Genomic DNA, 20,580 nt, shown 5'->3' with positions numbered 1-20,580 from the left:
TTTTTATAGTCATCTCAAAACAAGAACTGCACATTATTGAGAGAAAATAAATAACATGATGGTGCCAGCTTGCATTTTTATTAAGTAAAGATGATAATGCTCAATGACCAGAGCATTTGTAGAAATAGTGCTATACTCTTCACCCCCTCCTTTTCATTGCAATTTTACAAGCAATAACCGGTTATATATCATGAGTAGAATAACCCTATTTAGGTCATAATTTCATAAAGTGTCTCTTACTCTTTTCAATGAATAAAAACTTACACAGAGTACACACGCACTTTATTTATGAAATAAAAAACGCAATAAAACACACTATTATTCCAACAAAGTTGAGATAAGATAAAAAATTCTAGCGTGTAAGAGGTTTATAATTTGCATGCTTAGGATTAAGAGATTCCGCCCCAAGACGACGAACTTTATCAGCCTCATATTCAGCAAAATTACCTTCAAACCATTCTACATGACCATCACCTTCAAAGGCTAAAATATGTGTTGCCAATCGATCAAGAAACATACGATCATGCGATATGATAACTGCACAACCAGCAAAATTTTCCAATGCATCTTCTAATGCACCCAATGTTTCAGTATCAAGATCATTTGTCGGTTCATCAAGAAGAAGCACATTCCCCCCCTCTTTTAGAAGTTTCGCCAAATGTACGCGATTGCGCTGGCCTCCTGATAAATTTGCCACCTTCTGCTGTTGATCTGCCCCCTTGAAATTAAAAGCCCCGCAATAAGCGCGACTATTCATCTCATATTTGCCTAATTTAATAATGTCATTTCCACCAGAAATTTCCTCCCAAACAGTTTTATTCCCCACCAAGGAATCGCGACTCTGATCCACATAACTCATGTGAACTGTTTCACCGATACGTATTTGACCTGAATCGGGCTGTTCCTGTCCCGTCAACATTTTAAACAAGGTCGACTTTCCCATACCATTGGCCCCAATAACGCCGACAATACCACCAGCAGGAAGTTTAAAAGAAAGAGAATCAATCAATACACGCTCACCATAAGCTTTAGAGAGATTATCAACTTCAATAACAACCTGTCCTAATCTTTCTCCAATAGGGATAATGATTTGCGCCTCTCCAGGACGGCGCTCACGTGCTGCTTGAACCAACTCATCATAAGCCTTAATCCGAGCTTTTGACTTTGCTTGTCGCCCTTTTGGACTAGAAGCGATCCATTCTTGCTCACGTGATAAAGCACGTTGACGCGCTGCCTCTTCACGGCCTTCTTGAGCCAAACGCTTAGCTTTAGCCCCCAAATAAGCAGAATAGTTCCCCTCATAAGGAATACCTCTCCCACGATCTAACTCTAAAATCCAACCCGTTACATTGTCGAGAAAATAACGATCATGGGTTATCAAAAGCACAGCCCCAGGATATTCACGTAGATGCCTTTCAAGCCAAGCCGTCGTTTCAGCATCTAAATGGTTTGTCGGTTCATCCAAAAGTAACAAATCAGGTTTTGACAAAAGCAATTTACAAAGTGCAACACGCCGCTTCTCACCACCCGAAAGTTTTGTTACATCCCCATCGGCTGGCGGACAACCAAGAGCAGCCATAGCCATTTCCACTTGACTTTCTAAATCCCAAAGATTCTGACTGTCAATAATGTCCTGAAGCCGTGCACTTTCATCAGCCGTTTCCTCGCTATAATTCATCATCAATTCGTTATAACGCTCAAGAATTTCTTGTTTATCTGCAACACCTTCCATCACATTGCCACGCACATCTTTGCTCGCATCAAGCAAAGGTTCTTGTGGTAGATAGCCACAGCGTGCTCCTTCAGAAATCCATGCTTCTCCCGTATATTCCTTATCTAGCCCAGCCATAATACGTAAAATAGTTGACTTCCCTGCACCATTCGGCCCTAAAATACCGATCTTCGCATCTGGATAAAAAGACAAATGAATATTTTCTAGAACTTTTTTATTGCCGTAAGACTTGTTAAGCCCAGCCATATGATAGATAAATTGACGTGCCATAAATTTCTCTTTATATTGTGCGATATTAAAGATTAGGATTTTGAAAAAACTGCTTTTGCTTTTTGAAACTGTACAGTAAATAGCACTTACATCGTATCAAAAGCTTTCCGCTTTATATTGGTACATTTTTTCTAATCTCACAAGCCCCAGTATGGTCCTGAATGCAAAAAAACATCCCCCAAAAAAGCAAAAAGCAAATCTTTTTAGCTGTACCTGAAACCTGTTATCAAACATTGCCTCTCTTTTCCATACCAGATATAACATTGTATTTTTATCGTATTAAACCAACTTATCAATGTAATATGGTACCAAAAAGAAAAGCAATTCTCTATGCACCTTCTTTTTTCGCTTTATGGGCTTTATATTACGCAGTAAAAAATCCTTCTCTTTTTTCATCGATTTTTTGCTACGGGAAACAATGGTCTTCACCCCTTGCCTTGATATGGCTTAAATTACGTTTACAAAACGATCGCCGCCTTATGGGATCTGACGTCCCAAGCCCAATGATCATGAAAGCTTTGCATCAACACGTAGCAAAAAATGAATACAGTGCACTTCCCATTGGTACGTGGTTACAATTCGTAAAAAACTATAAAACCAATTGTAAAAACTTATCCATCCCCCTCTTTTGGCTTGATAATTATAAAAATAATATCAATATCCAACACATCATTTCAAAACTTCAAGACGACATATAGCTTTTTTAAAATACGATAAAAGCTCATCTCATATAGGAATATATTAATGGAAAAAAAAGCCTTAATCGTCATTGATGTTCAAAATGACTTCTTACTAGGTGGAGCACTTGCCGTACCACAAGGTGATGCTATTTTACCCGCCATCAATAATCTCATAAATCATTTTGACCACGTTATCTTAACCCAAGACTGGCACCCAAAAAACCATTGCAGCTTTGCTTCCTGCTATCCTGAAAAAAAGCCCTATGATACCATCATTCTTGACTACGGTCCTCAAATACTTTGGCCTGATCATTGCATACAAGGAACACAAGGAGCAGAATTTCATCCATCTCTTAGAGTGGAAAAGGCACAACTTATCCTTAGAAAAGGCTATAATCAAAAAATGGATAGCTATTCTGCTTTTCTTGAAAATGATCAAAAAACACCAACAGGTTTACAAGTTTATCTCAAAGAACATGGTTTTACCAAGCTCATTATGTGTGGCTTAGCAACTGATTTTTGTGTCGGATTTTCTGCTCTTCACGCTATACAATGCGGTTTTAAAGTCAGTGTTTCATTAAATGCCTGTGCTGGTATTGATGTAAACGGATCACTAAACACTATGCTTAAAACTATGAACGAAGCTGGTATAGAACTTTTAATGGTCTCTTAAAATATTCTTCTCTAATCTACTATTATAATATACTGATTTATAAAGGATAAATTATTTTTCACATATTTAAGTGAAAGTCTAGAATATCGTAAATTCTCTGATTTCAAACCTGTTTCAAAACCATTCTCTTACACGTTACAAAGAGAATCAATGTATGAATAAAAATCATTCAAAAAAACAGTAAAAATGCTTCTTATGAACCATTAAATGCAAGAACTTATCATAATATTGAAAGCTGGTAAAAAGTATAGCATCAGCTTTCTGTCTTATATTTAGGTCAAAAAGTACCCTAAAGATTTTACACTATTCCCTTCATGAGTAGTATCATGCAATGGACTCAACTTTAAAATAAAAACACAAATAAGCAATAAAATAGTATTTTATTTTGCATAAAAGACCTCTTTCTATTCAAAGATATGTGATAAACAAAAGCCTGAGAAAAGAAGAAATCTCCATTACTTAGACACAACATGTTTATCCAATTGACGATGCTTAAAACGAATCGAAGAATATAATGCCATTCCAATAATACAGACTCCCACAAGTCCTGTTAAAACTTCAGGAACCGATATAATCGTTTGCAGATACATAATCACTGCAAGAACTAAAATTGCATAAAAAGCACCATGCTCTAAATAACGATAATGCAATAATGTTCCTGATTCAACCAGCATAATTGTCATAGAACGAACATAAAATGCACCGATACCAAGACCTATCGCAATAATAAAAAGGTTATGTGAAAAGGCAAAAGCACCAACCACGCCATCGAAAGAAAAACTAGCATCAAGAACTTCTAAATAAAGAAACGCCCCTACTCCCCCGTGAGTTACTGTTGTTAAAGTCTTTTGAGGGGTATCCAAGAGATGACCGACAACTTCAACACCGATAAAGGTCAAAAGTCCATAAAGGGCTGCCAATAAAAAAGTCATTTTATCTTCTGTGTCAATCTGCCCTGAAACAAACAAGATCAAAATCAAAACAATTGCAATATCAATCCCAACAAGCGCCCCAAACTTTTGAGCAGGTCTCTCTATAACATTAAGCCAATGTACCTCTTTTTCAGAATCAAAAAAATATTTTAAGCCAACCATCATAAGGAAAGTGCCTCCAAAAGCAGCAATCCCCATATGCGCATCGATTAAAACTTCAGCATATCGATGTGGTTCCCATATCGCTAATTTTACTGCCGCAATTGGATTAATCCCAACAGCAACGACAACCACCAATAATGGAAAAACAATTCGCATCCCAAATACAGCTATCAAAATGCCCCATATAAGAAAACGACGACGCCACAACGGATCCATTCTACTAAGAACACGCGCATTGATAATAGAATTATCAAACGATAAAGAAATTTCCAAAACTCCTAAAACAAAGCAAATAAAAAAATATTTAAGAAAACCAGTAATACTTTCCGTTTCAAACCAACCAATAACCCCTCCTAAAAAGACACCAATAATCGTGAAAAAAAAAGCAAACCCAAAATAGCGTAATAGGGCCATGATCATTCCTCAAAGTTTATTTTCTAATTCATCTAAAGCACACCCAGTACAAATCCAAAGTTTGCATCTCTTTAAAGTTGCATCTATTAATGCAGAGGTGTATAGAATATATATGGTAAAGTTACATGAAAATTCTCTCAAAAAAAGCAAGAGACAAATGTAGAAAACAGAGAATTTTGTTTTGAAATGAATATCAATTGTCAATACAGTAAGCGAAATATTTCTTTCTATCCACGAAAAATAAAAAAATAAAAAGAAATTAAAGCTATAAATATTGACATTATATCATAGAATATTAATACATAGTGTGCTTTTATTATTTAATGATTTATACCATGATGATTTACTGAGGGAGATAATTCGTGGCACGTCCTGAAACTGAATCAAAAACCATATTTGGAAAACGTTTGCGTTATGTACGTCTTGCTTTAGGCGATCCATCACGTGAAACCTTAGCTAAAAATTTTAGCATGACAAAAAATTCTATTGCTTTTTATGAGCGTGGGGAGAGAGAACCCAATCTTAGTGTTTTACAAACATACCGCACGTTATATGGTGTCAATATTAATTGGCTCTTAACTGGACAAGGAAAAATGTTTGACACCGAATATACAAAAGGTGATTTTGACTGGAATTATTTTATTAAAAAAATCGAAGGACTGGAAGAAACACTTGCCAATGGTGAGCGTAACGAAAAACTAAATAAAGAGAAAATCGACAGCTCTTATGAAAAATTGCAGCAATATTTGTCAAGACAAGGTTTATCTAATGGCCTTAACCCTAAAACTACAACCTCTCTGATCGACATGAAAGCTAAAATGGCCAATTCTTATACTCTTAGCTTATTCATTGATTTACTCATTCGAAGCGTATCCCAAAAAGAGGTTATCGCTAATCAATAAACATCTATTTTAAAAGAAAAAACAAGAAATGATTAAGCTCTACCAGTATGGAGAAAAATATTTTTCACTTTATCCATGCTGGTAAGATTTTGTATAATTTATAAAATTTGTTTCTATAACGACAATAAAAATATTTCCATTGTAAATAAAAGTATAATGTCTTTAAATTAAAAAAATAATTTTTAGTATAAAATTTTCATTCATATCTTATTGACAAGAAATTTTTTCTTGTTAAAAGAATAATAGCTCTCATAGAAATTATTTTTTAAGGTCAGAAAATTTAAGGGAAATATATTGACGACTTCCTATAGAGACATACATTAATGTTCAAAAAGGGATTAGTTAAATATTTATCCTGAAAATTATCAGCTATTTTATGAGGTGGAAGCATGTATTTTGAGGTGTTTCAAGGAGTTCACAATCAATGGTACTGGCGTTTAATCTCAGGAGATGCACAAAAAATTGCTTTTTCTAGTAAAGGTTATCCAACAAAACAAGATATCCTAATCAATATTGAACAAATCAAAGAAATTACACATAAGGCTCTTATTAGAGAACTACAGTTCTAACGTTCTTTACCATTAGAACAAGCGTTTATTTTATATAATGGTATGTGAGTTACTTTTGTGACAAATAAAAAGTGATTGTTTTTCCCTCAGTGGGATGAATCTTTTGTGTTATTTCTAACACTCATAAATAACAGTCAAATTCTTGCATATTACTATATGTTTGTTTTCAATCATACTTAACTCTCTGTAGCACTTATAAAAAAGAAACTCTTTTAAGTCTTTTATTTTTTATAAAAATAAACGCACATGAAAAGAAAATGAATCATCAACGATGAAATACAATTACTCTACCAAATATTAATATCTTTTACCTTTATATTCCTCTTCTGTATCTGATAATCATAACTGACTTACCCATTTCATCTTCATAAAAAGCAAATATCTCTTTCTTTCTATTATCATGCAATTTTTTAGACATATTAGCTGAAACTATCGTCGCATTTATATCTTATATCTAAAAGGAACGTGCAAAATTGTTTCAAGCATAATGGATTGTATAGACGCGCTTTTTAATAACCAGCATACCTATAAACTGGTTTATCATCATAAACTCTTATTTTATAATCAAAGACGCTCTGTCTTATAAACTTAAATGTTTTCATAAAATCAGAGTAAACTTGAATATTCTCTTTCAATACAATCCCTCCATCAGCATCATAATTGGCTTCATTAAAGTTTATCTCTCTCGTCATTCCAATCTTCCTAACACATTTCCAAGCCCTTTAATGCAAAATATAAATACAATCACTCTTTATCATCTTCAGATTTAAGCATTTTTTGATATTTCTTTTCATTTTTTTCATATTGTTTAATTTGTTTTTTCAGTTTTTCAATTGCTTGGTCACGTCTTTTAATCACCATACTTTGCTCTCTAATAGCTCTATCTCGTTCTTCAGTCATCTTCATAGAATCTCTTAAAAACTCATGCTTTATTCTTCTAGATTCCTCTTTTAAAATTTTCACTTGACTGCGATAATATAAAGAAAACCGAAATATAACCCCACTGCACAACAAAACAACAACCATTGCTCCCAATAAAATTTCGTTTACACTCATTTGGATCTCCCTTAATTGTCGCTCAAGTGATCATCTTGACCAATTTGTTTCATCCTCAATCAAAAAAAGAATGCAATAAACCGCATGTTCCAAGTGTGAACAATCACTCTCGGCATTCTTATTTTCTCCATTAAAGCCATTGATAAATGACGCAAAAAAATCCCTGAAAGCGGCTAAATCTACACGCTTACACCAATTATTTGCGACACATTTATTGACACAAAAAACAAAAAATAAGGAACGTCAAATAAAACTAACGACGCAACGCAATCGTACAAGCCTTGCCCAAATCGTTCCTATCTTCCTTTTTACGCCATGGGGAATGCGGCTATATATGAAAGTTCTTCATTATTACAAAAATCATCAGTGTCACAAAGCACAGCATTTCTGTAAAATTTTGCCTTCCCAAAAATCTTTACATCACCATAAATTAAAGCATCACTATAAACTCGAGCCTTTCTATAATCACGAGTATCACCATAAAATTCAATACATTGAGCATTCAAAACTTGATCAAAAAAGACCGCATTAACGTAAACATATGCATCTCCACTCATATTCGAATAACTATAAAGTTCTTATCTTTCATAAACATGCAAACTCTTACGAACGACTACACAACCATATGTTAATGCATTGTTATCAATAACAATATCATTGTAAACACAGACTTCATTATAAACCGCAGCATCATAAAAACACACTCACCCCCATAAGGGCATTAATCGAATGTACCCCCCCTCCCAAACAACCACTTTTGTGACTCAGATTACCTTCCTGTTTAATAAAATATCCAAGATCACTTTTTTGATATTTCCCAATTTTTTTAACGCATATATACGATATACCATCTGATAGTGATCTAATTTATTACAATAGAGGAGAAATCAGTATTCTTTGCCTATGAATTTACATTTTTTCTACAGCCATTATCCTATCTCTTAAGGCTCTAAAGCTTCGTTATACTCACACACCACCTCAACGCAGAATTTTTTTTTACAAATTCTGATGTTGGGGTATATCTTGATTTATAATGCTGCTACGTATACTATCACAGTGAAATCTCATAAACATACGAGTGTGTATCGCCGTTTCCGGTATACACATTTACTTCTTCACAACCGTGGAACTAAGCAACCATTTTTTATTGATTCGAATCTGAAAGTGTATGGGGACATTTTGTTATTAGTTAAAAACAACTCTATATGCTTCATTAGCGAAGAGCTACACATGGATATTTTCACGCTCCTTGTATCATATATTCTGGATTCGCAGCGCAATATTAACGCTATAGCGTAAATATGTAAAGGTCTAAAAATGACAAAGACTGAAAAAGATTGGTTCCAACGCTTAGTTGAATTGATTAAAAGTGACGGACGAACAATGATTGAAATAAGCAGAGCTGCAGGCTGTGGACAAAATTACGTCCAACAAATGATAAATGGAGGAAAGAGGCCTTCAGTAGATAAACTCATGGCTATTTTGAACACACTGGGAAATGCTAGTGCCATATATGTAATAACTGGTTTCAACATCTCCGATGAAGACTTAAAACTCATAACTTTGATTTCGTCTGGAGATAAAAAGAAGATTGAAGCCTTAAATGTTCTGTTGAATGAGCAGAATCTGTAGAATTTTCTACTCTATCCAATATCGCTTGCTTTTGAGACGTCGACAAAGACTCCCATTTCACAATAATATCAGATAAAGTTGTTTCAAATTTTTTATCATTCTTCATAGTCATACTCCATGTAGTCAAACTATATAACGCTAAAGCGTTTAAATATATCTCATACCTTAGAAAAAAATATTTGCAATAGGCAGTATGGAAGCAATTGTGTACAAACTTATTTTACAAAATCAGATGAAGTTCTATTAGTCATGTACCATGGTGAAACAGAAAGCATCACACGATCCAGATCTTCTTATGAAAATTGGTATGATCTATCAAAAATGCGAATAATGTTACGCATATCTTGTGATTCGGACCAATAACAAACTAATGTGAAAATATCCCTAAAGACACTCCTGAACTCTATATAAGAGAACACGAAAAAACTTTTTGAAAAAAAATATATCACAATTTTATTCTACATAGCACCATCTATGTTTTTTAAACAATATTGCAAAGCAAGAATATAACAATGTTATAGGAATAAATTCTTATAAACAGAGCCACACTACCTAAAACTCTGTAACACGTTTATAGGTAACCTCCCCTCTAAACGCACCTTGTAAATACTAATATAAGTCTCTACCATAAGCAAAAATGATACTATTAAAAAATAAAACGAATCACCACGCATACTCTTTGCACGTAAATTGTATTGCAGATTTACAACAAGAGAGAAATTCCTTTATGTAAATGAAGAATTATATTTTCAAAGTATGATTTTGAAGAAAAGTATACTTTTCCAAAAAAATTACCCTCTCTGCCAATAATTTTTCATAAGAGAGAAAACTCTCTACACAATCAATACGAGAAAAATGTTAGTAATACAAAAAAGTGCTAGGTTTAGCGAAATATTGCCAATCCCTTATGAGAGTAAAATCAAAAAAGACTTCTGCTCTTCAATAATAATTCGGATTACATGAAAACTCTATAATTTGAGCATTAAGCGAAAAAGACAGAAAACGGCATTTTAACGAATTTTCCAATATAATAGAAAACATTTCTTACAGAATAATAAAATTCCTATTACAATAAAATCTGGATGATGCAAAGCGATAGAAACAATCACTCAATTGACTTTTCAAAGAACGATTGATGAAATTCTTTTCAGAGAACACGCCACCGTCATTATGAACAATATTTCTCAAAAATCAAATAGAACGCCTCTCTTGGGAAAAAGAAAATATCAACAAATGCTATCATCGTTGCCCCCATGATATATGTGAACACCTATGGATCACATTCTCTTATATACAACCTTTCATCACGATAATGCTATTCGAACGTCTAAAAGACATTAACATCACCCAGAAAAAAGCAAATTTACCCTAAATGTTTTTTGAGCCATTTGTTCTAAACAGGTACAATCTTTAAAATTGGTCTTATTGGGATCTGTTTATTTGCAGAACAAGCATAAATAAACTTATTCAATGAAGCTTTTAGCCTTCTATTTTATGAAAAACATCATACAGAAAAAGTACAAAACAGTATATGAATTAAGAAAGTAAATAGCGCCACATATTAGTTAATCCAAATGCTACAATGTTTAAAATGAGAGCACTTCTTTAATGAGACTAAAAAACATACCATCACTTTATATTAAAGCGACTGATAGAAAAAAACAGCAACAAACAATGACAAAGGATTTTAGAACAAACAGGAAAATAAATAAAAAACGAAAAAGGTAGAATCCCAAAATTTTTATATAAGCGACCCATTTTTCTATTGGCCATTTCCCTATTGGTGGGCCCGGAGGGACTCGAACCCCCAACCAAGCGGTTATGAGCCGCTGGCTCTAACCAATTGAGCTACAGGCCCCATATATAGGTTGTTTCTCTCTAAACTAAAATGCCCTATGATACAAGAGCTGACAAAGATTATAACCCATCTTTTTCTCTTTTCTATTGGTTTTTTTTTCAGTGCCCTAATTTCTTTACAAGAACTCTTAAAAATGAGAGAATAGTTAACTGACAAATATAAAGGTATAGATATGATAGAAAAGAAAATTCAACCACTGAAGGGTTCTCTGGTTAAAGCAGTTATATTAGCATTTACACTCTTAGCCACATCGTTGAGTGTACGTGCTTATGCTGAAGAAAATAAAATGAAAAATGCAACGATTACAGTGACTGCAATCGGAGAAAGTCAAGCTGCACCGGATATGGCAATTATTAATCTAGCCGTTGTTACCTATGACAAAACTGCCCAAAAGGCATTAGCTTCCAATAATCAATCCATCAATGATATTATACAAGCTTTTAAAAACAATGGCATCCAAGCAAATGATTTGCAAACATCAGGTTTATCCATTTATCAGTCGACTTCTGATAAACACCACGAAAAAAAGAATAATGAAAAACTCTATCATGTTTCAAATTCTTTAACCGTGCGCATTCGTGATCTTGCCAATGCTGGTAAAATCTTTGATCAAGCGATGACTCTAGGTGTTAATTCAGTTAACGGCATTACTTTTACCAACGCAGATACAAAGCCATTTTATCAAGAAGCACGTAAAAAAGCCATTACTGAAGCCATTGAAAAAGCGCAAACGATAGCGCAAGCAGCAAATTTAAAATTAGGAAAAATTATTGAAATCAATGAAAAGGATGATTACTACCACCCAACACCACGTCTCATGAGTAGAGCAGCAGATGCAAGCTACGCAAATACAAATTTTGCAGGTGGTGAATTAAATTATAATGTGAGCGTCACTGTCGTCTTTGCGATCGATTAAATCACCAACTGTTGTATAAAAAATCATATTACTGGCCTTTACATAGAAGACCAGTAATGTGATGAAGATAATCTTCCTCAGATAATAATTCGTCTTCGTAAACCTCTATCTGTCCGCGTGCAGAAATATGCGCTGTATGTACTGTCTGGCAATCTCCTGATACCAATGGATGCCACCAATGAAGATCTTTTCCCTCATAAATTAATCTATAAGCACAACTTTCTGGAAGCCAGCGCGCTGTTTTAACTGTTGTAATGTCTAGCGATATACAATCTGGTACAATTGATTTACGATGAGCATAATCTCGACAACTACAAGTTTCCCCATCTAAAAGACGACAAGCAATACTGGTTGCATAAAGGTCACCCGTATCATCGTCCTCAACTTTATGGAGACAACAACGGCCACAGCCATCACAAAGGCTCTCCCACTCAGAAATGGAAATCTCTTCTAATTTTTTTACTTTCCAAAAGGGAAGCTCTCCACTCATAAACTCAGACACACCTTTTTTAATTAAGACGATCTATAAAAATGAAACGTTTAATTTCTATAATTTCATCTATTTCTGTCTCTTAAAAAGATTCAACTCAATGTATGCTTTAAACCGTTTTCTTAAAATCTATCTGAATAAAAAGAAAATATTCAAAAAATAGAGCATATAAATGAACATAATCTATTGAAACATCCCTTTATAAACTGACAAAGAATAAAATGCGTCACCTAAAATGATAGAAAAATTCCGCAACGAATACACATTTCTCATCAAAAAGTCCGTATGTTGCAATATAAGTTTATTCTTAATAGATCCTATTTCTTAAGAAACAAGCCGCTACACGCAAGATAATGTTTTTCGTTCATTTTTTCAAATGACTACCACACCGGTCTTTGCCCTACATCTGTTATTTTCAGAAAAAGAAATACAAAATTCAAAAGCTAAGAAAAACATTAAACATCGTAAACTTTCTGGATTATTCAAATTCTTCCCATATTTTCTCAAAAAAGCATCCAAGTACAATGTGACACACCTCCCCTTCATTAAGAAGAAAGAGAGATTTATTAAAATGCACACGAATTTCTTTATTTAAGAATCGAGAAAACTGCGCAATTTTCGTGAACGGCTAGGATGTTTTAATTTACGAAGTGCCTTTGCTTCAATCTGACGAATACGCTCTCTTGTAACTGAAAATTGTTGTCCTACTTCTTCCAACGTGTGATCTGTATTCATCCCTATTCCAAAACGCATCCGCAAAACACGTTCTTCCCGCGGTGTTAATGAAGCAAGAACGCGTGTTGTCGTATCTCGCAGATTAGCTTGGATAGCTGCATCAATTGGTAATAACGCATTCCTATCCTCAATAAAATCACCCAAATGGGAATCATCTTCATCACCAACGGGCGTTTCGAGTGAAATGGGTTCTTTTGCAATTTTAAGAACTTTTCGTACTTTTTCTAACGGCATAGAAAGCTTGCTAGATAATTCTTCTGGTGTTGGTTCTCGTCCAATTTCATGGAGAATCTGACGCGATGTACGAACGATTTTATTAATTGTTTCAATCATATGAACAGGGATGCGAATCGTACGCGCCTGATCAGCAATTGAACGCGTAATCGCCTGACGAATCCACCATGTTGCATAAGTCGAAAACTTGTAGCCGCGCCGATATTCAAACTTATCCACAGCCTTCATCAAACCGATATTGCCTTCTTGAATAAGATCAAGAAACTGCAAACCACGATTAGTGTATTTTTTTGCAATTGAAATGACAAGACGCAAATTAGATTCTACCATCTCCTTTTTCGCAATTGTTGATTCGCGTTCACCTTTCTGCACCTGCATAACAATCCGACGAAATTCACCAATCGAAATAGCCGTTTCTTGCGCAAGATTTTGTATCTCACTTCGCAATTTTTGGATTTCTTTTGCTTCACGCATCGAAAATTCTTTCCAACCAGGTGTAGGCAAAGCAGCAATATAATTCATCCAATCTGCGTCCAATTCACGCCCTTGGTATTCTTTTAAAAAATCCTCATGGCCAATACCATAGCTGTTGGCAATCCGTTTCAGCTTACCTTCATTATGAATCAATCTCTTATTGATGTCATAAAGCTGTTCAACCAAAGCCTCGATACGATTTTGGTTTAAAGAAAGAGATTTTACTGCTTGAATCAACTCACCCTTTAATTGAATATATTTCTTCTTCTGAGAAGATGTAAGGGCCCCCTCTTTACGCTCTGCCAAACTGCTTTCAACATGCTGATCTTGTAATTTTCGTAATTTCACATAGGTTTGAGCAATAAAATCCAATGTTTCCATAACTTGAGGACAAAGTTCATTTTCCATTGCAGCAAGCGATAAGTTAACATCGTCATCGTCTTCTTCATCATCGTCTTCAATGTTTCTCTCTCCTGCGCTCTCCCCCATATTACGTATACCAGAAGACATTTTTTCTTCTTCTGTCTTATTCACTTCACTTCGCTCAATAACAGGAGCCTGCTTTGCTTCTGGACCAGCATAAGTTGTTTCAAGATCAATAATTTCACGAAGAAGAATACGCTGTTCTTTTAACTCGTCACGCCATATAATAAGAGCCTGAAAAGTTAAAGGACTCTCACAAAGTCCCGCAATCATTGTCTCACGCCCTGCTTCAATACGCTTAGCAATAGCAATTTCACCTTCCCGTGAAAGAAGCTCAACAGCTCCCATTTCACGCAAATACATACGCACCGGATCATCCGTACGATCTGTTACTTCGCGTTTATTCGTTGTCGTTGCAATTGCGTGGCTAGAGGCCTCTACTAAATCACCACCCTCTACTGTAACTTCTTCTTCATAATTTTCAGACTCAACCTCATCCTCATCATCCACAACATTAACCCCCATCTCAGAGAACATCGCCAAGATATCTTCAATTTGTTCGGATGTAACCTCGTCAGAAGGAAGAACAGCATTGAGTTCATCCATTGTTACGTAGCCATTTTTTTTGGCAAGTTTAATCATTTTCTTGATGGCATCATCAGAAAAATCAAGAAGAGGACCATCCAAACTTGCTTGGCTTGTTACTTCTGCACTATCTTTCTGTTTAACCTTTGTTGCCATACCATAACTCCACTCGACCACTTCACAGTTTCCATGTAACCATAGTTTCCATGTGACCAGTTTTTTTGCTCTCACTAAAATCTACCAATAGTTTCTCATATATACTTCCTTTTAAGAGATTACTATTGGAAAGAATACATTTTGTATACGCCTTAACATCCAGACAAACTTGACATCCAGACAAAAACGCGGGAAAACTCCAGAAGTTTCCCCGACACCTCTCAGCCCTTCTGAGATAATCTCTGTACCCTATCGTAAGAACCAATTTCCCGCTTTTCCTAAAATTTACCCGCTTTTCCTAAAATTTAATTGCCATCTTTATGAAAATGTCACTCCCATAAACTTCCTCATCTAAAATTTAAGTGACTGATTCGCATTAAAAAAGCGAATCATTTTATCGTATCTTGTGTATTCCCGTCTATTTTTTCATCCAACCAACTTCCAAACCCTTCAATTAACGCTTCTGTTGCCTGCATCTGCTCCAGCTCATTTTTTACCTCACGAAGCAGATCAAAAACCTCACTCTTAGGATTTTCTACAAGTTGCTCTTTAATATCCTGTAATCTCTTATGTAGGTGGTGTTCTTGAAGATGCAAGTAGACAGCTTGTTTTAATATCGCACGTGCATCCTCTATAGAAGCTCTACCAAAAATAATATGCATACCAATATTTTGCACAAGATGTTTCATACGCTCTAACAGAGCCTTTTGCCCTCTTTTTTCTAAGAGCGCAACCATCGTCTCCTTATCATGAAGCTGTTGATTCCCAAGAATTTCCAACATAGCTTGATGAAAGCACATCAATTGAGTATTTTTTAATTCTAACTCAGAAAGATTTTCAAAATTTTCATACCACAACTCAGGATAGTAAGCTAAAGTGAGTAAAATCACTGCTTCTCGCAAAGGAATAGATTGCGAAGAATTTCGTACTATTTCAGAATTTGCTAACAGAGAAAAGGATTGATCTTTAAAGATCCTATTTGGTGAAGATTGATCATATCGCCCTTCCCCCCTTTTTTTCGAAAAAGAGGGACGAAAAAAATCAAAAAGGCGTTTTTTTACATCTTGCAAATAATAACGACGGACATCTTCATCCTTAATCGTAAAAATTTGTTGTTTTAGTTGTTTTTCTAGCGCTGCTCGTGTCTCTGGAGTTTCAAAATGCTTTCCATAGGTAGCACGCCACCATAAAAGCTCACTCAAAGGAATTTCTTTTTGCAAAAAAGAAGAAAAAAGTTGTGCTCCACCAGCACAAACAATTTCATCAGGATCTTTTCCTTGTGGCAACAAAACAAAGCGTACACAAACCCCAGCCTTTAAAAGAGGCAACACACGATCAGCAACACGAAAAGCAGCGTTTAAACCAGCAGCATCACCATCAAAACACAAAATGGGCTCCTTCCCCATCTGCCATAAAAGCTCAATTTGCGCTTCCGTTAATGCTGTCCCTAAGGGTGCTACGACTCCTTCAAAACCAGCTTTAGTCAATGCAATGACATCCATATACCCCTCAACAACAAGGAGTGAATGATTTTTTTCATCGCCAACAAAGCGACTGTTTTTGCGAGCCGCTACCGCGTTATAAAGTATATTTCCTTTATGAAACAGCACTGTTTCAGGGCTATTGAGATATTTTGCTCGTGTCTCTGTCTCTAATGCACGCCCTCCGAAAGCCACCACACGTCCGCGCAAATCTTCGATAGGAAACATAATACGATTTCTAAATCGGTCATAAGAATCCGCACTCCCCTCATGCACTGTGAGAAGTCCACATTCTTCCATTTGCTTTATTGAAATGCCCCGTGCACTCAAAGCTTCTTTCAAAGCTGTACGCCTTACCGGTGCAAAACCAATGCGGAAACGCTCTACGAGCTCTGGTGTCACACCACGTGCATCCAGATAACGACGTGCTTGCGCACCTCCTTTATAGCGTAAATTATATTGAAAAAAATCTGTAGCAATTTTCATCACATCATAAAGCTCAGCTTTTTCCAGTTGACGTTTATGACTTTGTGAATCCCAAATAGGGAGTTTCATTCCCGCAAAATCAGCCAAACGCTCTACACTTTCTGAAAAGTGCAATCCATCAAGCTCACACAAAAAGGTAAAAATATCCCCACTTACACCACAACCAAAACAATAATAGCGCCCTTTATGATCATCACAATGAAAACTTGGCGTTTTTTCACCATGAAATGGACAACAACACCAAAAGTCTCCCCGTGAAGGCTTACTTTTTCGAGGATCAAAATCCACCCGTTGACCAATCACTGTTGAAATTGGGAGTCTCGTACGCAGTTCATTAAGGAAATCGGGCGGGAAACGCATTATCTCTCACAAAGTTTGAAAATTCTTTTTTGCATATTTAACGACTTTAGAGCATAATTCCAATACTTCCTCTTAAGCAGTTGTAAAATTTTAAACTCTTAACTGCATATAATTTCAGAAATGGAGAGTAGAAAAGTGATCGAATTTATTGTTCAATATCCGTGGTTAGAGGCTATTTCTTGGCTTGTTATTCTTACTATATTTGCCCTTTTAGTCAACTTTCTAGGACGAAAATTACTTATTCACGGAGCAAAAAAACTCTCTTCTTTTCTCCCCAAAAATACAACGGTGGATATTAATAATGCTATTCAATACATAGCGGATATCATTTCAGCCTTTATTATTTCAGTTGGTGTTAATTTTATACCAACATTGCCCAATGCATTCAGTACTGTCATCGGTAATGTTGCTAACGCCTTCATTATCTTTTTTGTTGTTCTGACAATTTCTGCCTGTCTGAATGTCATTAATATCCTCTACGAACAACGACCAACAGCACGGTTAAAACCAATAAAAGGTTATATTCAAATTGCTAAAATTGCACTTTTTGCTGTTGCGACAGTTTTAATGGTCGCTACATTGATTGACCGCTCCCCTCTTATTCTCTTCTCCGGTCTTGGTGCAATGGCCGCGGTTCTCATGTTAATTTTTCAAGATACGCTTCTTTCTCTCGTTGCCGGTATTCAAATTTCATCCACTGATATGGTTCGCGTTGGTGATTGGATTGAAATCCCCAATCTCGGCGCCGATGGTGATGTTATTGAAATTGCCCTGCATACTGTTAAAGTTCAAAATTTCGACAACACCATCACCTCAGTTCCTATCCGTAAACTTGTAACCGACCCTTTTAAAAATTGGCGTGGAATGCAAGAATCGGGTGGAAGACGCATCAAACGCTCCCTTTTTATTGATCAATCAAGTATCCATTTTCTCACAGAAGAAGAACAAAAATATCTTTCCCGATTTAATTTATTAGAAAATTATTTCACACAAAAAGTAGCGGAAATTGACCAATGGAACGCTCAATTAGATAAAAATCATGATGTCTTAGCCAATACGCGCCGTTTAACCAACATTGGAACTTTTCGCGCTTATGTTTTTGCTTATCTACAACAGCATATAAACATCAACCCTAATATGACCTTTATGGCACGGCAATTACCTCCTACAGAAAATGGTCTACCCCTGGAAATTTATTGCTTTACGAACACCACCGTTTGGATAGACTACGAACAAATTCAAGGTGATATTTTTGATCACCTTTATTCCATTCTTCCTTGTTTTGGTCTAAAGGTTTTTCAAAATCCAAGCGGTTATGATTTTAATCAAGTATTAAAAGCAAAAGCGAAATAAAAACGATAAACTTTAATTTATCAATTTTGAGGCAAACATATTCATAACAACAGAGAAAGAATAAAGTATCATGAATGGTTCATTGGTACTCCTTCATCTTGCCGGCGCTGTTTCTTTACTTCTCTGGGCCACACGCATGGTGCGCACAGGAATTGAACGCGCCTATGGTGACAGACTTAAATATAAAATGTGCCACGTTATTTCAAAACCATTGTTTGCTGTAAGTTTTGGGCTTTTTACAGCAATGATTTTACAAAGCTCTACAGCAATAACGCTCCTTGTTGGTTCTTTCGTTGAATCTGGTTTTGTCTCTGGAGTAGCGGGGCTTATGGCTGTACGCGGAGGAGAATTAGGATCAGCGATCGTTGTTAAAATTCTCACCTATGATCTCACACTTGTTGTGCCCCTTTGTCTTTTAATTGGCACTTGTATCTTCATGACAACAGAAAAACGTGAGTGGCGTCAAATAGGACGTATTGTCATCGGTATTGGTCTTTTGATTTTATCTTTAGAGATGATAAGTACAGCGACAGAACCTTTACGTGAAAGCGAAATTTTGCCTAGCATCATTCGTTATCTTTCAACCGATCCTGTTTCCACTTTTTTGTTGGCTGCTGGCTTAACCTACCTCTTACATTCATCCATTGCAGGAATCATTTTGCTGGTCAATTTTGCCAACTACGATCTTATCCATACGCAACTCTGTGTTGTCATGGTTCTTGGTGTCAACTTTGGCTCTTCTCTTATAGCACCACTTTTAACGCGCAACGCCTCTCCTAATACCCGCCTCGTTCCCTTAGGAAACTTACTCATGCGTGGGGCCGGTTCAATCCTTGTACTTACCTTATTTCTCTCCTTTCGCCCTCCTATCACATGGCTTGGCAATAACGCCCCTACTCAAGTGATCAACGCTCACATTATTTTTAATGTTTTCATTCTCCTTGCTGGAATACCGCTTTCAAAATGGGTTTTAAAATTAACCACTCAAATTGTTCATATAAGTGCAAAAAAAACGCAAGCCGACAAAACGCTCAATTTATCGGATCAAACAGCTCTTGATGACAGTGTTCTTGAACGACCCTCTCTCGCTCTCTCGAATGTCATGCGTGAAGTCATTCATATTTGTGATCTTGTGGACATCATGCTAGAAAAAATCATGGGACTTTATGAAAATCCTGATCCCAATATTATTCGTGAACTCAACCAACTCAACACCATATTGGACAAAAAACATATCGCCATCAAACTTTATCTTGCACGATTAGCGGGACAAAAATTATCTGACGAAGAAGCTCTTCAAACGCAAGAACTTCTAGGCGCCTGTATAAAATTAGACCAAGCAGGCGATATCATTATTCATAATATGCTGATGCTGGTTAAAAAGAAACAACAAAAAGGTTTACACTTCAGCAGTGAGGGCTGGAATGATCTCCTTCGTTTCCACGCCATTGTACTAGCCAACGCGCATATAGCATTTAACGTTCTCGTCTCACGCGATACACACACTGCACACCTATTGGTACAAAAAAAAGATCAACTACGAAACTTAGAAAAAGAGATGAGTTTAAAACATTTTAAACGTTTGCGTGAAGGGGATCTCAAAAATGTAGAATCATCCAGTCTTCATCTCGACACTGTCCGCGACCTTAAACAAATCAACTCTCTTTTGACCTCAATGATCTACCCCATTTTAGAAGAACAGGGACTTCTTCAAAGTTCTCGCCTACGCAACCCTGCTGAAGAACAAACAGAAAAACCTTAAACTTTTAAATAACTTGAATAAGAAATACATCACATCGATTACTCGATTTGGAATATGGTCAAGATATTGATTTAATCAAAATATTTTATTATTTGACAATTTAAATGAGTTTTCTGCATCGTAAATTTCTTTCATTTAAAATCTATTCATGATGAATTACTCAAAGTCATTTGCTTGCACATTATAAACAAAGCAGCATGTAGAATAGAATTCTTGAAGAAAGACGTAAAAATGCCTAATCATCT

Annotated in this window: 18 protein-coding genes and 1 tRNA gene; 8 read left to right on the top strand and 11 right to left on the bottom strand. The window is 35.8% G+C overall.

From position 1 onward, the window contains the following. Nucleotides 1-352: 352 nt before the first annotated feature. Nucleotides 353-2,002, bottom strand: coding sequence for an energy-dependent translational throttle protein EttA (gene ettA, locus ACFIKJ_RS04625; protein ID WP_375636151.1), 1,650 nt, complete (start codon nucleotides 2,000-2,002; stop codon nucleotides 353-355). A 161-nt stretch (nucleotides 2,003-2,163) separates the two neighbouring features. Here ettA and ACFIKJ_RS04620 point away from each other — a divergent pair, with 161 nt between their 5' ends. Next, nucleotides 2,164-2,700, top strand: coding sequence for a hypothetical protein (locus ACFIKJ_RS04620; RefSeq protein WP_375653815.1), 537 nt, complete (start codon nucleotides 2,164-2,166; stop codon nucleotides 2,698-2,700). A gap of 46 nt (nucleotides 2,701-2,746) precedes the next feature. Beyond that, on the top strand, nucleotides 2,747-3,355 hold the full coding sequence (gene pncA, locus ACFIKJ_RS04615) for a bifunctional nicotinamidase/pyrazinamidase (protein ID WP_375627046.1): 609 nt from the start codon (nucleotides 2,747-2,749) through the stop codon (nucleotides 3,353-3,355). Between the two features lie 455 nt (nucleotides 3,356-3,810). On the opposite strand, the gene ACFIKJ_RS04610 is transcribed toward pncA, so the two are convergent. Continuing rightward, a complete protein-coding gene (locus ACFIKJ_RS04610) occupies nucleotides 3,811-4,863 on the bottom strand; it encodes a DUF475 domain-containing protein (protein WP_375627044.1) in 1,053 nt (350 codons plus the stop codon). Between the two features lie 362 nt (nucleotides 4,864-5,225). On the opposite strand from ACFIKJ_RS04610, the gene ACFIKJ_RS04605 reads away from it, so the two are divergent. Together ACFIKJ_RS04605 and ACFIKJ_RS04600 are read left to right on the top strand one after the other, a co-directional pair. Next, nucleotides 5,226-5,765 (top strand): helix-turn-helix domain-containing protein, encoded by a 540-nt coding sequence (locus ACFIKJ_RS04605; RefSeq protein WP_375626155.1) that lies wholly within the window; start codon nucleotides 5,226-5,228, stop codon nucleotides 5,763-5,765. Nucleotides 5,766-6,154: 389 nt separating this feature from the next. Next, the gene (locus ACFIKJ_RS04600) at nucleotides 6,155-6,334 is read left to right on the top strand and encodes a YegP family protein (protein WP_375626157.1); all 180 of its coding nucleotides are present in this window, start codon (nucleotides 6,155-6,157) and stop codon (nucleotides 6,332-6,334) included. 509 nt (nucleotides 6,335-6,843) lie between these two features. Here the strand turns inward: ACFIKJ_RS04600 and ACFIKJ_RS04595 are convergent. From ACFIKJ_RS04595 to ACFIKJ_RS04580, 4 genes are all read right to left on the bottom strand, one after another. Continuing rightward, nucleotides 6,844-7,026, bottom strand: coding sequence for a hypothetical protein (locus ACFIKJ_RS04595; protein WP_375626159.1), 183 nt, complete (start codon nucleotides 7,024-7,026; stop codon nucleotides 6,844-6,846). A 52-nt stretch (nucleotides 7,027-7,078) separates the two neighbouring features. Further along, on the bottom strand, nucleotides 7,079-7,390 hold the full coding sequence (locus tag ACFIKJ_RS04590) for a hypothetical protein (protein ID WP_375626160.1): 312 nt from the start codon (nucleotides 7,388-7,390) through the stop codon (nucleotides 7,079-7,081). A gap of 308 nt (nucleotides 7,391-7,698) precedes the next feature. Next, entirely contained in the window at nucleotides 7,699-7,947 is a 249-nt protein-coding gene (locus ACFIKJ_RS04585; protein ID WP_375626162.1) for a hypothetical protein, read from the bottom strand. 21 nt (nucleotides 7,948-7,968) lie between these two features. Further along, nucleotides 7,969-8,094 carry a hypothetical protein gene (locus ACFIKJ_RS04580; RefSeq protein WP_375626164.1) on the bottom strand — a complete coding sequence of 42 codons (126 nt, stop codon included), beginning with the start codon at nucleotides 8,092-8,094 and terminating at the stop codon, nucleotides 7,969-7,971. A gap of 613 nt (nucleotides 8,095-8,707) precedes the next feature. Between ACFIKJ_RS04580 and ACFIKJ_RS04575 the strand changes: the two genes are divergently transcribed. Continuing rightward, complete coding sequence (locus ACFIKJ_RS04575; RefSeq protein WP_007347852.1) at nucleotides 8,708-9,022, top strand: helix-turn-helix domain-containing protein; 315 nt, start codon at nucleotides 8,708-8,710, stop codon at nucleotides 9,020-9,022. Here the strand turns inward: ACFIKJ_RS04575 and ACFIKJ_RS04570 are convergent. Then, a complete protein-coding gene (locus ACFIKJ_RS04570; RefSeq protein WP_015856659.1) occupies nucleotides 8,946-9,128 on the bottom strand; it encodes a hypothetical protein in 183 nt (60 codons plus the stop codon). The two genes, ACFIKJ_RS04575 and ACFIKJ_RS04570, sit on opposite strands and share 77 nt — an antisense overlap. Nucleotides 9,129-10,803: 1,675 nt before the next feature. After that, nucleotides 10,804-10,880: transfer RNA gene (locus ACFIKJ_RS04565), tRNA-Ile, on the bottom strand. A 172-nt stretch (nucleotides 10,881-11,052) separates the two neighbouring features. Here ACFIKJ_RS04565 and ACFIKJ_RS04560 point away from each other — a divergent pair. Then, nucleotides 11,053-11,796, top strand: coding sequence for an SIMPL domain-containing protein (locus tag ACFIKJ_RS04560; protein ID WP_375653813.1), 744 nt, complete (start codon nucleotides 11,053-11,055; stop codon nucleotides 11,794-11,796). A 28-nt stretch (nucleotides 11,797-11,824) separates the two neighbouring features. Here the strand turns inward: ACFIKJ_RS04560 and ACFIKJ_RS04555 are convergent, their stop codons facing one another. From ACFIKJ_RS04555 to dnaG, 3 genes are all read right to left on the bottom strand, one after another. Further along, the gene (locus ACFIKJ_RS04555) at nucleotides 11,825-12,286 is read right to left on the bottom strand and encodes a YcgN family cysteine cluster protein (RefSeq protein WP_375651876.1); all 462 of its coding nucleotides are present in this window, start codon (nucleotides 12,284-12,286) and stop codon (nucleotides 11,825-11,827) included. A 591-nt stretch (nucleotides 12,287-12,877) separates the two neighbouring features. After that, nucleotides 12,878-14,893: an RNA polymerase sigma factor RpoD gene (rpoD, locus tag ACFIKJ_RS04550; RefSeq protein WP_375626202.1), complete on the bottom strand. Its 2,016-nt coding sequence runs from the start codon at nucleotides 14,891-14,893 to the stop codon at nucleotides 12,878-12,880. 389 nt (nucleotides 14,894-15,282) lie between these two features. Next, nucleotides 15,283-17,220, bottom strand: a complete 1,938-nt coding sequence (gene dnaG, locus ACFIKJ_RS04545; RefSeq protein ID WP_375627035.1) for a DNA primase — start codon at nucleotides 17,218-17,220, stop codon at nucleotides 15,283-15,285. 135 nt (nucleotides 17,221-17,355) lie between these two features. On the opposite strand from dnaG, the gene ACFIKJ_RS04540 reads away from it, so the two are divergent. After that, nucleotides 17,356-18,573: a mechanosensitive ion channel family protein gene (locus ACFIKJ_RS04540; RefSeq protein WP_375626171.1), complete on the top strand. Its 1,218-nt coding sequence runs from the start codon at nucleotides 17,356-17,358 to the stop codon at nucleotides 18,571-18,573. A 70-nt stretch (nucleotides 18,574-18,643) separates the two neighbouring features. Beyond that, entirely contained in the window at nucleotides 18,644-20,335 is a 1,692-nt protein-coding gene (locus ACFIKJ_RS04535; protein ID WP_375670299.1) for a Na/Pi cotransporter family protein, read from the top strand. Nucleotides 20,336-20,580: the final 245 nt, after the last annotated feature.

Source organism: Bartonella sp. PS7NMGDW (assembly GCF_042193585.1).
GTDB classification, from domain to species: Bacteria; Pseudomonadota; Alphaproteobacteria; order Rhizobiales; family Rhizobiaceae; genus Bartonella; species Bartonella grahamii.
Note: the sequence above shows the minus strand (reverse complement) of the source record. Positions and strands in the feature narration are given on the sequence as shown.

Coding starts and splice junctions, on each gene's coding strand:
- ettA (WP_375636151.1), bottom strand. CDS start 2,002: ATGGCACGTCAATTTATCTATCATATGGCTGGGCTTAACAAGTCTTAC.
- ACFIKJ_RS04620 (WP_375653815.1), top strand. CDS start 2,164: ATGCAAAAAAACATCCCCCAAAAAAGCAAAAAGCAAATCTTTTTAGCT.
- pncA (WP_375627046.1), top strand. CDS start 2,747: ATGGAAAAAAAAGCCTTAATCGTCATTGATGTTCAAAATGACTTCTTA.
- ACFIKJ_RS04610 (WP_375627044.1), bottom strand. CDS start 4,863: ATGGCCCTATTACGCTATTTTGGGTTTGCTTTTTTTTTCACGATTATT.
- ACFIKJ_RS04600 (WP_375626157.1), top strand. CDS start 6,155: ATGTATTTTGAGGTGTTTCAAGGAGTTCACAATCAATGGTACTGGCGT.
- ACFIKJ_RS04595 (WP_375626159.1), bottom strand. CDS start 7,026: ATGACGAGAGAGATAAACTTTAATGAAGCCAATTATGATGCTGATGGA.
- ACFIKJ_RS04590 (WP_375626160.1), bottom strand. CDS start 7,390: ATGAGTGTAAACGAAATTTTATTGGGAGCAATGGTTGTTGTTTTGTTG.
- ACFIKJ_RS04585 (WP_375626162.1), bottom strand. CDS start 7,947: ATGAGTGGAGATGCATATGTTTACGTTAATGCGGTCTTTTTTGATCAA.
- ACFIKJ_RS04575 (WP_007347852.1), top strand. CDS start 8,708: ATGACAAAGACTGAAAAAGATTGGTTCCAACGCTTAGTTGAATTGATT.
- ACFIKJ_RS04570 (WP_015856659.1), bottom strand. CDS start 9,128: ATGAAGAATGATAAAAAATTTGAAACAACTTTATCTGATATTATTGTG.
- ACFIKJ_RS04560 (WP_375653813.1), top strand. CDS start 11,053: ATGATAGAAAAGAAAATTCAACCACTGAAGGGTTCTCTGGTTAAAGCA.
- ACFIKJ_RS04555 (WP_375651876.1), bottom strand. CDS start 12,286: ATGAGTGGAGAGCTTCCCTTTTGGAAAGTAAAAAAATTAGAAGAGATT.
- rpoD (WP_375626202.1), bottom strand. CDS start 14,893: ATGGCAACAAAGGTTAAACAGAAAGATAGTGCAGAAGTAACAAGCCAA.
- dnaG (WP_375627035.1), bottom strand. CDS start 17,220: ATGCGTTTCCCGCCCGATTTCCTTAATGAACTGCGTACGAGACTCCCA.
- ACFIKJ_RS04535 (WP_375670299.1), top strand. CDS start 18,644: ATGAATGGTTCATTGGTACTCCTTCATCTTGCCGGCGCTGTTTCTTTA.